This is a genomic window from Flavobacterium piscinae, from assembly GCF_004122145.1.
In the GTDB taxonomy this organism is placed as follows: Bacteria; Bacteroidota; Bacteroidia; order Flavobacteriales; family Flavobacteriaceae; genus Flavobacterium; species Flavobacterium piscinae.
The window spans coordinates 380087-393722 of record NZ_SBKQ01000001.1; the positions used below are offsets into that span (position 1 = coordinate 380087).

Annotated in this window: 14 protein-coding genes and 1 rRNA gene; 6 read left to right on the forward strand and 9 right to left on the reverse strand. The window is 35.4% G+C overall.

The genetic code is table 11. The features are described 5' to 3' along the window. The 4 genes from EQG68_RS01530 to EQG68_RS01545 all read right to left on the reverse strand — a co-directional run bounded on the left by EQG68_RS01530 (position 1) and on the right by EQG68_RS01545 (position 3832). Complete coding sequence (locus EQG68_RS01530) at positions 1-1533, reverse strand: cryptochrome/photolyase family protein (protein ID WP_129463024.1); 1533 nt, start codon at positions 1531-1533, stop codon at positions 1-3. A gap of 103 nt (positions 1534-1636) precedes the next feature. Next, positions 1637-2941 (reverse strand): DASH family cryptochrome, encoded by a 1305-nt coding sequence (locus EQG68_RS01535; protein WP_129463025.1) that lies wholly within the window; start codon positions 2939-2941, stop codon positions 1637-1639. 103 nt (positions 2942-3044) lie between these two features. Beyond that, a complete protein-coding gene (locus tag EQG68_RS01540; protein ID WP_129463026.1) occupies positions 3045-3194 on the reverse strand; it encodes a DUF2256 domain-containing protein in 150 nt (49 codons plus the stop codon). Positions 3195-3196: 2 nt separating this feature from the next. Further along, positions 3197-3832 (reverse strand): flavin reductase family protein, encoded by a 636-nt coding sequence (locus tag EQG68_RS01545; RefSeq protein ID WP_129463027.1) that lies wholly within the window; start codon positions 3830-3832, stop codon positions 3197-3199. A gap of 146 nt (positions 3833-3978) precedes the next feature. Here EQG68_RS01545 and EQG68_RS01550 point away from each other — a divergent pair, with 146 nt between their 5' ends. Then, entirely contained in the window at positions 3979-5322 is a 1344-nt protein-coding gene (locus tag EQG68_RS01550) for an FAD-dependent oxidoreductase (protein WP_129463028.1), read from the forward strand. Position 5323: 1 nt separating this feature from the next. Here the strand turns inward: EQG68_RS01550 and EQG68_RS01555 are convergent, their stop codons facing one another. Genes EQG68_RS01555 through EQG68_RS01565 form a run of 3 tightly spaced genes read right to left on the reverse strand, consistent with a single transcriptional unit; the run spans position 5324 to position 7652 of the window. Next, entirely contained in the window at positions 5324-5689 is a 366-nt protein-coding gene (locus EQG68_RS01555) for a cupin domain-containing protein (RefSeq protein ID WP_129463029.1), read from the reverse strand. Between the two features lie 12 nt (positions 5690-5701). Next, a complete protein-coding gene (locus EQG68_RS01560; protein ID WP_129463030.1) occupies positions 5702-6070 on the reverse strand; it encodes a DMT family protein in 369 nt (122 codons plus the stop codon). Positions 6071-6110: 40 nt separating this feature from the next. Continuing rightward, positions 6111-7652, reverse strand: coding sequence for a helicase HerA-like domain-containing protein (locus EQG68_RS01565; protein WP_129463031.1), 1542 nt, complete (start codon positions 7650-7652; stop codon positions 6111-6113). 121 nt (positions 7653-7773) lie between these two features. Here EQG68_RS01565 and EQG68_RS01570 point away from each other — a divergent pair, with 121 nt between their 5' ends. Further along, positions 7774-8406 carry a 7-carboxy-7-deazaguanine synthase QueE gene (locus EQG68_RS01570; protein WP_129463032.1) on the forward strand — a complete coding sequence of 211 codons (633 nt, stop codon included), beginning with the start codon at positions 7774-7776 and terminating at the stop codon, positions 8404-8406. 63 nt (positions 8407-8469) lie between these two features. Here the strand turns inward: EQG68_RS01570 and EQG68_RS01575 are convergent, their stop codons facing one another. Continuing rightward, positions 8470-9171, reverse strand: coding sequence for a class I SAM-dependent methyltransferase (locus EQG68_RS01575; RefSeq protein ID WP_129463033.1), 702 nt, complete (start codon positions 9169-9171; stop codon positions 8470-8472). A gap of 72 nt (positions 9172-9243) precedes the next feature. On the opposite strand from EQG68_RS01575, the gene EQG68_RS01580 reads away from it, so the two are divergent. After that, positions 9244-9741: a YkgJ family cysteine cluster protein gene (locus EQG68_RS01580; RefSeq protein ID WP_164975360.1), complete on the forward strand. Its 498-nt coding sequence runs from the start codon at positions 9244-9246 to the stop codon at positions 9739-9741. 1 nt (position 9742) lies between these two features. Continuing rightward, positions 9743-10132, forward strand: coding sequence for a PH domain-containing protein (locus tag EQG68_RS01585; protein ID WP_129463034.1), 390 nt, complete (start codon positions 9743-9745; stop codon positions 10130-10132). On the opposite strand, the gene EQG68_RS01590 is transcribed toward EQG68_RS01585, so the two are convergent. After that, positions 10129-11400: an exo-beta-N-acetylmuramidase NamZ family protein gene (locus EQG68_RS01590; protein ID WP_246011600.1), complete on the reverse strand. Its 1272-nt coding sequence runs from the start codon at positions 11398-11400 to the stop codon at positions 10129-10131. The genes EQG68_RS01585 and EQG68_RS01590 overlap by 4 nt on opposite strands. Before the next feature lie 83 nt (positions 11401-11483). Here EQG68_RS01590 and EQG68_RS01595 point away from each other — a divergent pair, with 83 nt between their 5' ends. Both EQG68_RS01595 and EQG68_RS01600 read left to right on the forward strand, forming a co-directional pair. Then, positions 11484-12719, forward strand: a complete 1236-nt coding sequence (locus EQG68_RS01595) for an ABC transporter permease (protein WP_129463035.1) — start codon at positions 11484-11486, stop codon at positions 12717-12719. Positions 12720-13571: 852 nt separating this feature from the next. Next, a 16S ribosomal RNA gene (locus tag EQG68_RS01600) occupies positions 13572-13636 on the forward strand; the annotation flags it as partial.

The window sequence follows — 13636 nt, forward strand, 5'->3', positions numbered from 1 at the left end:
TCAGATTGTATCTAAACCATCCATAATCTCCCTTGCCCTCATTTTAATCTGATACAATTCTTCCGCCGGAATCTTATGCAATAAATTCAACATCATCGCCATGCGTTGGTTGTTTTTGAAATGTTCTTTTTTGTCATCTAAAAAATTCCAATACAAACTGTTGAACGGGCAAGCATTTTTGCCCAATTTGTCTTTGACACTATAATGACAACTACCGCAATAATTACTCATTTTGTTGACGTAACTACCGGAAGAAACATAAGGTTTGGTGGCTAAAATTCCACCATCGGCGTACTGACTCATGCCACGCGTGTTGGGCATTTCCACCCATTCAATCGCATCAATGTAAACCCCTAAATACCAGGCATCCACTTCATCGGGATGCATTTGTGTGAGCAATGAAAAATTCCCAATAATCATCAACCGCTGAATGTGATGAGCATAGGCTTCCTCCAAACTTTGCGAAATGGCTTTTTGCATGCAATTCATTTTGGTTTTTCCGGTCCAATAAAAAGTTGGTAATTTGTTATGATTTTCCAAAGCATTCATATTGGAATAATTCGGCATTTCTTTCCAATAAATACCGCGGACATATTCCCGCCAACCCAAAATTTGTCGCACAAAACCTTCTACTTGCGAGAGAGAGATTTCAGTTTCGTTTTGATGATAATAATGCACAACTTGTTCAATCACTTCCCTAGGCGAAAGCATTTTCGAATTCATCGCAAATGACAAACGGGAATGAAACAGAAATTTTTCCTCCGTGTGCATCGCATCTTCATAATCGCCAAAATGTTTCAATAAATGGTGACAGAAATAATCCAATTGTTCCAAACATTCTTCACGTGAAGTCGGCCAATTGAATTTTTCAACATCAATCGAACCAAAGGTTTGGACTTCCATTTTATTTAATTGACGAATAACTTCTTTCACATTTTTGGGAAATACTTTGGCATTTGGAATCGGAACTTCACCTTTATATTTTTTCCGATTGTCATGATCAAAATTCCATTGATTCCCAACCGGATTATTCCCAACCATCAAAATTGCATGTTTTTTTCGCATCATGCGATAGAAATTCTCCATTAGCAACAATTTTTTTCCTTGAAAAAATTCAGCTAATTCAGTTCTTGTCGTATAAAAATGTTCTGTATCAAAAGCTTCAGATGGGATAGAAATTTTTTGGCAGATTTGTTTCAATTGTTCATCCAACCGATATTCATCCGGTAATTGGTATTCGAATTTTTCAATAGAATGTTTTTCAATTATCTGTTGAATCAATTTCTCCAAACTTTGCGGATTATTTACATTATCAATCTCAAAATAAACCACTTGATGATTGTTTTTTTTCAAATGCAATGCAAAATTCCGCATACTCAAAAAGAACCCCACCACTTTTTGAAGGTGATGTTTCACATAATCGGTTTCCTGACGCATTTCTGCTATCAGATAAATGACATTTTCATCCGTTTTTTGAAACCAAGAATGGTTGTGATTCAATTGATCTCCGAGAATGAGTCGAAGTGTTTTCATGTTATTTTTGTTTCAAGTTTCAAGTTTGCTACGCCAGTCGCCCTTTGGGCTCGTGTCAGGTTTCAAGTTCTAGATAACGTGAAACCTGAAATCTGAAACAAATTTATTTTAACCAAAGTCTCTGATATTCCCCTTTCGCATCATACATTTCCGCTTGCCGTTTAATATTGAATTTGCGATCTCTCGGGTCATTTCCAACACCGGCATTGTACATCCAATTGCCATAATTCGAATGGACATCATAATCAATCAACATACTTTCAAAATAAGCAGCGGCAACCCGCCAATCTTGTTCCCATTCTTTCGCCCAATAACTCACCACATTTTGCCGACCACGATTGCTCATAAATCCGGTTTGTTGTAATTCAATCATATTGGCATTTACTAACGGCTCACGAGTATTGCCATTCATCCATTGGCGAAGTGCTTTTTCGTTGAATTTCCAATCGTATTTTTTTCCTAAAATGCCATCGAGTTGAAAGATTTTGTTGCCGTGTTTCAATGAAATGTATTTGAAATAATCCCGCCAAATCAATTCAAAAATCAACCAATAGGTGTCTTCATTTTTACAAATTTCGCGTTCGTAGTTTTGCACTTCCCAATAAATCGTTCGTGCAGAAATACTTCCATTAGCCAACCAAGCCGAAAATTTTGAACTGTAATCCGTGCCAATTAATCCGTTGCGGGTTTGTTTGTATTGGGATAAGTTTTCGGTATCAAAAAAATAGTGGTTTAACCGTTTCAAAGCAGCCGTTTCGCCACCACGAAATGGGAAAGCCGAATATTTATGCAGTTTGAACGATTCTAAACCTAAATCTGCTAAACTCGGAATCACATTCGAAGTTTCAATCAAGTTTTCGATGGGTTTTGAAGTGATTTCTACACAAGGTCGAATCTTACTTTCTTTTTCGCACTTCTTACGAAATTCGGTAAAAACTTCCGGTATTTTTTGAAAATCAGCGTAAGGAATATCACTCGGATGAAATAAAAATTGGTTGTAGGTTTCTACAAACTCAACCCTTGAAATTTGATTTTTGAAATTGCGATTGATATTGTTTTTGACATTGACATTGACATTGACCTCTTCTTGTGTCCACTCTTTTTGAAGAAAAATAGTTGAAATGTGATGTTCTTCCACCAATCTAGGAATTACATTCTCAGGTAAATCATGGAAAATGAGCAATGAAATATTTTTTGACGCTAAATTATTTTTCAAATCCCGAAGCGTTTCCAATAGAAATTTTGCTCTGAATTTTTCAGTTTTTTTGAAACCAAAACGAGTCATTTCAAATTGTCTGGGGTCTAAAAAGTAAACGCCAATGACTTTACCGGTTTTTTGGCAAGCACAGTATAATGAGTGATTATCTTCCACTCGTAAATCATTTCGAAACCAAACGAGATTGTTCATTTTTTATGGTAATGGGTAATAGGTAATTTGTAAAAGGTTAATACAAAACTGAAAACTGCGATTGCGACTGTGACTGAAAACTGAGACTGCAACTGAAAACTCCCTACTCCTTACTCCCAACTTTATTCCTCCTGCATCGCTCACTACAATACAACACATCCTCCCAATTTTTCTCCCATTTTTTTCGCCATGAAAAGGGAAGTCCACAGGTTTTGCAGATTTTTTGAGGAAGATTTACTTTTTTATGTGGCATTTTTAAAGCATTGATTTGGTTGGCATATTTGGACGTGCATACTCAAATCGGTCTACTAATTTTGGAACACAATAACCATCTAATCCATTAATGGATACTACGTTTTCTACATCCAATCGCAACCAATAATCTTTTTGAAGAAGTCTTTCCTCTACAAATATTTTTTCGATAGAAGCAATGATATGAATCGTGCCGTTTTCTTTAATTTCATATTCGTTGAGGTATTTGCAAAGAATTTGAACCGGACTATTTTTTATAAATGGGATTGAAATTCCTTCGTAATATTCTTCTTCCAGATTGGTTTGATCAAATTCAGAAATATTTTCATCATAATTTGCAGAGGAATGGTGAGCATCAGCAATCATAGTTTCTGTAATGTGATTGACTGTAAAATAACCGAGGTCCTTGATATTTTTATACGTATTTCGAGGAACGGTAGTTGGTCTTAAAATAAATCCTAACAAGGCAGGGTCGCTTCCGAGATGTGTAATACTGCTGAAAATCGCAACATTGGAAACTCCATCAGCTGTTTTTGTTGCGATTAAATTAGCCGATTTGTAACCGGTACAACTGTTAATCAAATTCAATCGTGGAATTTTGGGAAGCTCTTGAATAACTTCTTTAGTAAACTTTTTCACAAGCAATTTTTTTCAAAAATACAAATTGTTTAACTAAATACAAAAAAGATTAAACAAAATTATTTTCAATCATAAAATTTAGCACTTTTAAGCTCTTTTATCTTTTGGTATTCCGTACTTTTGTATTCCAATTTTTGATTTTTATCATGCAAACGCCACAAAAAATTGCTGTTGTTGGTTCCGGTTTAGTTGGAACTTTATTGGCAATCTACCTCAAAAAATTAGGGCATACTGTTCATGTTTTAGACCGAAGTCCGGACATTCGCACGGTTGAATTTTCGGGTCGTTCTATCAATTTGGTGATGTCGAACAGAGGTTGGAAGGCGTTGGAGGATATCGGCTTGACCGAAGAAATTAAAAAAATTGGAATACCGGTTGATAAACGTGCCATTCATTTAAAAGATTCCAAACTCAATTACCAATATTACGGCAAAGAAGGGGAAGCCATTTATTCACTTTCTCGTGGGGTTTTGAACCGAAAAATGATTGATTTGGCAGAAGCAGCCGGAGTTGAATTCTTTTTTGAACACCGCATTTGGGATGTTACTTTAGCGGATGCTACTCTGCATATTGGAGAAACTGAAAGAGGCGAGTGGACCGATTTAAAATACGATAAAGTTTTTGGAGCGGATGGTGCTTTTTCTCGTATCCGTCATCGGATGCAACGCCAAAGTATGTTCAATTATTCACAGGAATTTTTGAACATTGGTTATAAGGAATTACATATTCCTGCCAATCCGGATGGTTCGCACAAAATTGACAAAAACTCTTTACATATCTGGCCGCGTGGCAATTTCATGTTGATGGCTTTGGCCAATTTGGATGGTTCGTTTACATGTACGCTGTTCATGCCGTTTGAAGGTGAAAATTCTTTTGAAAGCTTGAAAGACGAAAAAACCTTGGTGGATTTCTTTGCCGAATTTTTTCCGGACACCAAAGAAGTGATTCCGGATTTGGTGCGTGATTTCTTCAAGAACCCAACGAGTTATTTGGTGATGATGAAGTGTTTCCCTTGGACACATGCTGATAATGTGGCTTTAATTGGTGATTCGGCTCATGCCATCGTACCTTTTTACGGTCACGGAATGAATGCCGGATTTGAAGATATTACCGTTTTAAATGAAATGATTGCAAAGTACGGCGATGATTGGGAAGCCATTTTCAAAGCCTATGAAAAATCCAGAAAGCCCAATGCTGATGCGATTGCTGAACTTTCGTATCGCAATTTCATGGAAATGAGTGCCAAAACGGCCGATGAAAAATTCTTGTTGCAAAAGAAAATAGAAAAATGGTTTTCAGACAAACATCCTGATTTATGGATGCCGTTGTATAGTCGCGTAACCTTTAGTTTGCAACCGTATTCAGAAGCTCTTGCTATTGGCGATTTCCAAAATAAAATCATGGAAGAAGTGATGCAAATGGAAAATATTGAAACTATTTGGGATAGCGAGGTTGTGGAACAAAAGATTATTTCGCTACTTTCAAAATAAATTACATTTCCTCGCGGTTTACTTTCTCAAAATCAAATGCCGGTTTACAAATAGCAATATATTCACAAACTTCTTCAAACGGATTGGAATATTGAACGCGAGTGTTTTTCTCAATTTTGATGGATTGACCGGCTTCTAAAACAATCACTTCGTCTTCAATGATAAATTGTTTTTTACCTTTGATGATAAACGTATATTCATCAAATTCAGGTGTTTGAAACGGTTCGCTCCAATGAGGTGGTGCAATCATATGAGCGATGGAGATTTCATTATTGCCATCCGAAGCTTTTCCGAAATGTTCTGCAATTAGTTTTCCATCAGTTGTTGGAACGATAAAAGGTGATTTTTGGATATAGTATTTTTTCATAACGTCTATTCTCTATTTTCTAAAAATAAAATATACTGCCAACACCAAACAACACATTCCCACAAAATGATTCCATTTAAACGTTTCCGTTTTGAAGAAAAGCATTGAAAAAATAACGAAAATGATCAACGTAATCACTTCTTGAATGACTTTTAGTTGCAATAATGAAAACGGACCTCCATTTCCTTCATATCCAATACGATTGGCCGGAACTTGAAAAAAATATTCAAACAAAGCCAATCCCCAACTGATTAAAACAATCGTTATTAATCCGGCATTTTCAAACCATTTCAAGTCTTTAAATTTCAAATGGCCATACCAAGCTAAAGTCATAAAGATGTTAGAAAGTAGGAGTAATGCGATGGTAAAGAATCCTTTCATGAAATCATTTACAAATTGTCACATTGACACATTTTCAAATTTACTTTTTAAACATCTTACTCAAAATCCCTAAAGCACCCCGAATAAAAGTAGCACTCGTTAACACTTTTACGACTGCTTTTGTGGTCTGACTCTCAGGGGCTCTTCGAGTAGTAGTGGCAGTAGTTTTTTGTACTTCTTTTTGTTTGGCCACTTCTTCAGCTTGTTTTGCGGCTTGTTCTTCGGCGACAGCTATTTTTTTGTTCAATAATTCATACGCACTTTCACGGTCAATTACTTCATTGTATTTTTTTGCCAATTTTGAACTGGTAATGTGTGAATCAATTTCTTGTTGCGTTAACACATCCATACGGCTCATCGGTGCACGAAGCATCGTAGCAACAAGAGGAGTCGGAATCCCTTTTTCATTCAAAGCTGTGACAAACGCTTCTCCGATACCAAGTTGCGTAATTACTTCATCGGTTTTGTAATAATCGGATAACGGATAATTTTCAGCTGTCATTTTAATCGCTTTTCGGTCGTTGGCGGTAAAAGCTCTTAACGCATGTTGAATTTTTAAACCTAGCTGACTCAACACACCCGCCGGAATATCTTGTGGGTTTTGTGTGATAAAATAAACGCCAATTCCTTTGGAACGAATCAATTTTACGATGGTTTCAATTTGATCTTGCAAGGCTTTACTGGCTTGGTCAAAAATCAAATGAGCTTCATCAATAAAAATTACCAATTCCGGTCTGCCGGCATCGCCTTGTTCCGGCATTGTACTATAAATTTCAGCTAATAAACTCAGCATAAATGTTGAAAACAACTTTGGTTTGTCTTGAATATCAGTCAAACGGATAATGTTGACATAACCATTTCCGTTTTCATCTATTCGCATCAAATCATTAATATCAAACGATAATTCCCCAAAAAACACATCAGCACCTTGTTGTTCTAATTCGATGATTTTTCGTAAAATCGAACCGGTAGAAGAAGTGGAAATACGGCCGTATTCTTTCTCAATTTCCGCTTTTCCATCTTCGGTGATATATTGTAAAACTTTTTTAAAATCTTTTAAATCCAATAGTGGCAAATGATGGTCGTCGCAATATTTAAAAATCACGGCAACGACGCCACCTTGCGTATCATTCAAATCTAAAATTCTGGAAAATAAAACCGGTCCAAACTCAGAAACGGTAGCACGTAAACGAACCCCATTTTGTTTGGAAATCGTCATTAATTCCACCGGAAAACCTTTGGTTTCATAGCCTAAATTGATTTTAGCATGACGTTCAGTGATAAAAGATTGCTCAATTCCCGGCATGGCTATTCCGGAAAAATCACCTTTAATATCCATCATCAAGACCGGAATTCCGTTTTGAGAAAGTTGTTCCGAAAGTACTTGAATGGTTTTGGTTTTTCCGGTTCCGGTTGCTCCGGCAATCAATCCGTGACGGTTTAATGTTTTTAAAGCAATATTTACATGGGCTTCTCCACCCACAGGAACGCCGTCTAGCATTGCCCCTCCCAACGTTATAAAATCACCTTTGGTCGTGTATCCGTTTTTAATATGTGAACTGAATTCTTCGACTTTACTCATAATTTCAAATTTATATTTCAAATGTAGTAAAAGCATTTATAATTCAAAAGCTATCATTTTCAAATTTTCAAATGGCTTCATTTTCAAATTAACTATCTTTGCACACTTATTTCAGAAAAAAATGCTTCAAAAAGAAATACAATTGGCCGTTGAAAAAGGAGAAATGCTTCCGTTGATGGAAGAGTTTTACACCATTCAAGGCGAAGGTTATCATACCGGAACTGCGGCTTACTTTATTCGAATAGGTGGTTGTGACGTGGGTTGCCATTGGTGCGATGTGAAAGAAAGTTGGAATGCTGAACTTCATCCGCCTACGGAAACAGATATCATTGTTGCAAATGCAAAAAAATATTCGGATACGGTTGTAATTACCGGCGGCGAACCGCTTACTTGGGATATGAATCCGTTAACACAAAAATTGAAAAGTGTTGGAATAAATATTCACATTGAAACATCTGGATGCTATCCAGTTACCGGAAAATGGGATTGGTTTTGCCTTTCGCCTAAGAAAAACAAGTTGCCGGTTCAAAGTGCGTATGACATAGCGAATGAATTAAAAGTTATCATTTACAACAAACACGATTTTATTTTTGCGGAAGAGCAAGCCGCTCAAGTAAATAAAAATGCTATTCTTTTTTTGCAACCGGAATGGAGCAAAAGAGAAGAAATGACACCATTAATTGTGGATTATGTGATGAAAAATCCAAAATGGAGAGTATCATTGCAAACGCATAAATATTTGAATATTCCTTAGCACAAATAAGTAAATTCATTGATCTAAATTCCAATGAATTCATTTTATTGGAATTTTTTCGTTTTAAGATAATCTCGCTAAATAATCAAAATGCTCTCCTTCTTGTATTAATTCACAATTCAAGCCATTAGCATGAGCGGCGTTTTGAAGGGTGTTGTAATCCAAATACAACCATTCAAAAGCTTCTTCAGTTTCTCCTTTGTAGTGAACGGTAAAAGTCAATTCTCCATAATATTTATCGGCAGGAACTTCATACGCACCCTCTTCATCTTGGTCGTACATGTAAATTAAATCGGAACTGTCGATGAGAATTTGACCGCCTTCGTTTAAAAGTGATTTTAACTTTTTCAGATACGTTGTAATGGAATTTAACCTACCAAAAATTCCGGTTCCGTTCATTAGTAGTAAAAGGGTGTCGAATTTTTCACTTGACAAAAAGGTTAAAATATCAGAAACATGACACTTTTTTACTCCTCTTAATTCACATGCTTTTACAGCATTTTGTGAAAGATCAATCGAAGTTACATCAAAACCTTTTTCCTGTAAATACAAAGAATGACTTCCGGCACCACATCCTACATCTAATACTTTTCCTTTCACAAGTTGTAAAGCCTTTTGCTCTAATATAGGCATTTCATCAAAATCCCTAAACAAATAAGCCACACTCATTTCATCTGCCTCAGAAATGGAAGTTTCGGTAATCAAATCTTCAGGATTGTTTCCGGATTGGTAATCTAAAATGGCTTTTCCAAAAAGGTCTTTCATAAAAAGTTTAAAAGTTTAGAGGTTTATGCGTTTAAAAGTTCTTTAAATTTGCAGTAATCTAAAATTGACACATTGGCACATTTTCAAATCGATACATTGGCTAAACTTGCCAAAGATAAGCATATCGAAAACAAAAAGTATTTTGATAAGCTTAAAAAGAAAACACCCAAAAATTTGGATTATGTGATGCAAGATTTGCATGAAGCCGAGTTTAAAAAAACAGATTGTTTGGAATGTGCCAATTGCTGTAAAACAACCGGTCCGCTTTTTACTTTGGCTGATATTGAACGTATTTCGAAACATTTTAAACAAAAACCACAACAATTCATCGAGCAATACCTGAGAATAGATGAAGACAATGATTATGTGTTGAAGTCGGTTCCATGTACATTTTTAGAAAGTGACAACAAATGTTTCATTTATGACGTTCGCCCTAAAGCTTGTCGCGAATTTCCGCATACCGATAGAAAAAAATTCCAGCAAATATCGGATTTAACCTTGAAAAATGTAGCCATTTGTCCAGCCGCTTATAACATTGTGGAAGAAATGAAAAAAAAATTATCTTTGTAATATGAAAACGTTTAGATCAAAAATTGATTGGTGGTTAATTCTTTTAATTGTTGGAATCTTTAGTTATCCAATTGTAGAAGGTATTCAAACTCATCAATATGCTTTGTCAATCACCATGATTTCAATTTTAATTGTCATGTTTTGGATGTTTTCTAAAATAAAATATGTCATTGATGGAACAATCCTAAAAGTTTGGTGGATAAAAATTGATGTTCATTCTATCAAAAGAATATACAAAACGAATAATCCACTGAGTTCACCGGCATTATCATTAGATAGAATAGCTATTGTTTACAATACATATGTTGAAGTATTAATTTCACCTAAATTGAAAAAAGAATTTGTGGAAGAGCTTCTGAAAATCAATCCTTCTATTAATGTGGAAATTTAAGGATAAATCAAATAGTTTTCCCTCAATTTTTTAAAATCCTCTAATCCTTTCTCCCAATTTTTTCTGATTTCATGTTCAGGAAGACCTTTTTCAATTTGCTCTTGCAATTTTTTTGTGCCTGCCAATTTCACAAAAAACGAATTAAAAAACGCTTTTTTATCAGAAGTTGATTCATAAGCGTTGATGAGCCATTTCAATTCCAAACGATTTACTTTTTCGATGGTACTTAAATCTTCACCATAACACAGTTTTCCATTATGCATCGGATCTTTTGCTCCTAAATTAGGTTTTGGGGTAAAACTAAAATCAGATTTAGTCAAAAAAGGCGAACCATAAATTTGGAATTGCTTTTCCGTTCCGCGGCCCACACTAACATTCGTTCCTTCAAAAAAGCATAAACTTGCATATAAATTAATCGATTGGTCATTTGGCAAATTTGGTGAGGGTTTCACAGGCAAACTATATTGCATTTTTCGATTGTAATTTAAACATGAAATTACGGTCAATTGACATCGAATACCTTTCTTTAACCATTTTTCTCCATTTATCATTAGAGCATATTCTCCAATCGTCATGCCATGCAAAACCGGAATCGGATGCATGCCCACAAAACTTGTAAACTCTTTTTCTAAAATCGGACCATCAACAATACGTCCATTCGGATTTGGACGATCTAAAACTAGTAACGGAATATTGTTTTCTGCACAAGCTTCTATTACATAATGCAAAGAAGATATGTAAGTATAAAATCTCGCACCAACATCTTGCAAATCAAAAACCATTACATCTATTCCGGCTAATTGCTCAGGTTTTGGTTTTTTGTTATCTCCATAAAGCGAAATAATGGGCAATCCCGTTTTAGTGTCTTTTCCGTCTTTAATCAATTCTCCTGCATCAGCTGTTCCTCTGAAACCGTGTTCGGGGGCATATATTTTTTGCACTTGAATTTTTCTTTCAATTAAAAAATCAACTAAATGTACATTAGTAAAAATGCGTTGATATTCTTTTATGCCATTTTCAACTGCAATATTTTCAGATTCGATTTTTAAAATTCCGGTTTGATTGGTTACCACTCCAACTTTCTTTCCTTTTAAAATAGGTAAATAGGAAGTGTAATTTTCCGCCCCGGTCTTTAACTCTGCTGTAGTTGAAATTTCTTCACTTTTTCGTGAGTCATCTATTGTCTTTTCTCTATTTTCTATTTTCTTACTTCCTCCACAATAAATCATCAAACACAACAAACTCAAACCCAAAAAATAATATTTCATAATAAAAATTGTTTATTAAAAATCTCAGCCACTCAGCTTCTCAGCCACCCAAAAAAACTATATTTGCATCAAAACCAATTCCTTTGAATTTAGAATATTTCATCGCTAAACGATTAACTACTTCAAAACAGCATAAAAGTAGTATTTCCAAGCCAATAATAAAAATTGCAATCACCGCCATTGCAATCGGAATCATCATGATGATTATTTCTGTAGCAACCGGTTTGGGGTTACAACAAAAAATACGCCAAAAAGTTTCCGCTTTTAACGGGCATATTATTGTTTCTAATTTCGATGACAACCAATCCGAAGTCAGCAAAGTTCCGGTATCTACTAAACAAGATTTTTATCCTGAGTTCAAATCGGTTGAAGGTGTAAATCACATTCAAGCTGTGGCAAGTAAGGCTGGAATTATCAGAACTGAAAAATCTTTTGAAGGAGTTATTTTTAAAGGCGTCGGGAACGATTACAAATGGGAAAACATTAATGAATACATCGTTGAAGGTAAAATCCCAAACGTAAAAGACCAATTAAATCCTGAAGTACTCATTTCGCAGTATTTGGCTAACCGACTTTTTCTAAAAGTAGGTGATAAGTTCAACACGTTCTTTATGAAAGAAGATAGCAACGAAATGCCTAACCTACGTGTTTTCACCATTACGGGAATATACAACTCCGGATTTCAAGAATTTGATGCCACCTACATTATAGGCGATATTCGTCACGTACAACGAATCAATAAATGGAAATCGGACGAAGTAGGAGCCTTTGAAGTTTTTATCGACGATTTCAATAAAATTGAACAAAAAGGCGAAGAAGTCTATGAACAAACCTCCTACATGCTCGACAGCAAAACCATCATCGAAAAATATTTTTTCATCTTCGAATGGCTACAACTATTCGATTTCAACATCATTGTTATTTTAGTAATTATGATTGTCGTTGCAACTATCAATATGGTCGTTGCACTCTTAGTTCTCATTCTGGAACGAACACAAATGATTGGAATACTCAAAGCTTTAGGGGCAAATAATTGGACCGTCAGAAAAATATTTCTGTTCAATGCCTTCCATATCATCCTCCGCGGACTACTTTGGGGCAACGCCATCGCAATTGCTTTAATGCTTATCCAACAACAATTCGGAATCGTCAAACTAAACCCTGAAAACTATTATGTAAGCGAAGCACCGGTCTATTTCAATTGGTTCTACATCATACTACTTAACCTTGGAACAATTTTAGTAAGTTTAATAGTTTTACTAATTCCGTCTTATATCATCACAAAAATATCTCCGGTAAAAGCAATCCGTTTCGACTAATTTTTTAAGAAGCCATTTCCCGCTTTTCATTGCAAGCTTGTTTGTCTTGTTGTTTTTTTCAAAGTCAAAGAAAGAGCTTCCTTTGGTCGCTTTTTTTTGCCAAGAAAAAATACACCAATCCATCACAAGGCTTTCCATTACAATCGGGGCTAGGGGAGCAGAGTTTAAGAATTTTCAGGTTTCAACCAAAATGAATTGATTACCAAACCCATCCGTTCCAATCCATTATAGCGAAGCTATTAAAATCCGTTTAAATCCGCGTTAAGCTTTAGCTAATCCGTCCAATCCGTGTTTCATTATAAATTTTATATGTCCCCTCAGCCTAAAACCTGAAACCTGAAACCTAAAACCTAAAACCTAAAACTTGAAACAAAAAACTTTTGATTATTTCCCTCTCACAACCAAGTAGTTAAAAAAAAGAATAGAAAAGAGGGTAAAAAAGATTTGGAAAGGCGAAAAAGAGTATTACTTTTGCACCCGCAATGAGAGGGACGTTGGGTATGGGTTTTGAGTTAAAAAAAATCTTGAAAAAGATTTGGTAGGAGAGCAAAAAGAGTGTTATCTTTGCCCTCCGCAAACGACAAAACTGGGGGGTTAGGGATGCTAAAAAAGAAAAAAAATATTTTTTTTTCGAAAAGCTTGTCTAATCAAAAAGAAGTTGTACTTTTGCACCCGCTTTGAGAGACAAGCGAAAAAAACAAGAAGAAAACGTTCATAGACATATTGGATTGACAGCACAATTAGACAGCGATGTTTAATTGAAAAAAAGAGAGAGTAAGGCTAATCGAGAGATTAAAGAAAATACCTAGCCAACTTCGTCTACAAAACTGCTAATTTATTAGCGAACAATATACGATGAAGAGTTTGATCCTGGCTCAGGATGAACGCTAGCGGCAGGCCTAACACATGCAAGTCGA

Excerpts from the sequence above, each read along its gene's own strand:
- EQG68_RS01565 (WP_129463031.1), bottom strand. The coding sequence starts at position 7,652 with ATGAGTAAAGTCGAAGAATTCAGTTCACATATTAAAAACGGATACACG.
- EQG68_RS01585 (WP_129463034.1), top strand. The coding sequence starts at position 9,743 with ATGAAAACGTTTAGATCAAAAATTGATTGGTGGTTAATTCTTTTAATT.
- EQG68_RS01540 (WP_129463026.1), bottom strand. The coding sequence starts at position 3,194 with ATGCCACATAAAAAAGTAAATCTTCCTCAAAAAATCTGCAAAACCTGT.
- EQG68_RS01570 (WP_129463032.1), top strand. The coding sequence starts at position 7,774 with ATGCTTCAAAAAGAAATACAATTGGCCGTTGAAAAAGGAGAAATGCTT.
- EQG68_RS01590 (WP_246011600.1), bottom strand. The coding sequence starts at position 11,400 with ATGAAATATTATTTTTTGGGTTTGAGTTTGTTGTGTTTGATGATTTAT.
- EQG68_RS01560 (WP_129463030.1), bottom strand. The coding sequence starts at position 6,070 with ATGAAAGGATTCTTTACCATCGCATTACTCCTACTTTCTAACATCTTT.
- EQG68_RS01550 (WP_129463028.1), top strand. The coding sequence starts at position 3,979 with ATGCAAACGCCACAAAAAATTGCTGTTGTTGGTTCCGGTTTAGTTGGA.
- EQG68_RS01535 (WP_129463025.1), bottom strand. The coding sequence starts at position 2,941 with ATGAACAATCTCGTTTGGTTTCGAAATGATTTACGAGTGGAAGATAAT.
- EQG68_RS01555 (WP_129463029.1), bottom strand. The coding sequence starts at position 5,689 with ATGAAAAAATACTATATCCAAAAATCACCTTTTATCGTTCCAACAACT.
- EQG68_RS01575 (WP_129463033.1), bottom strand. The coding sequence starts at position 9,171 with ATGAAAGACCTTTTTGGAAAAGCCATTTTAGATTACCAATCCGGAAAC.
- EQG68_RS01530 (WP_129463024.1), bottom strand. The coding sequence starts at position 1,533 with ATGAAAACACTTCGACTCATTCTCGGAGATCAATTGAATCACAACCAT.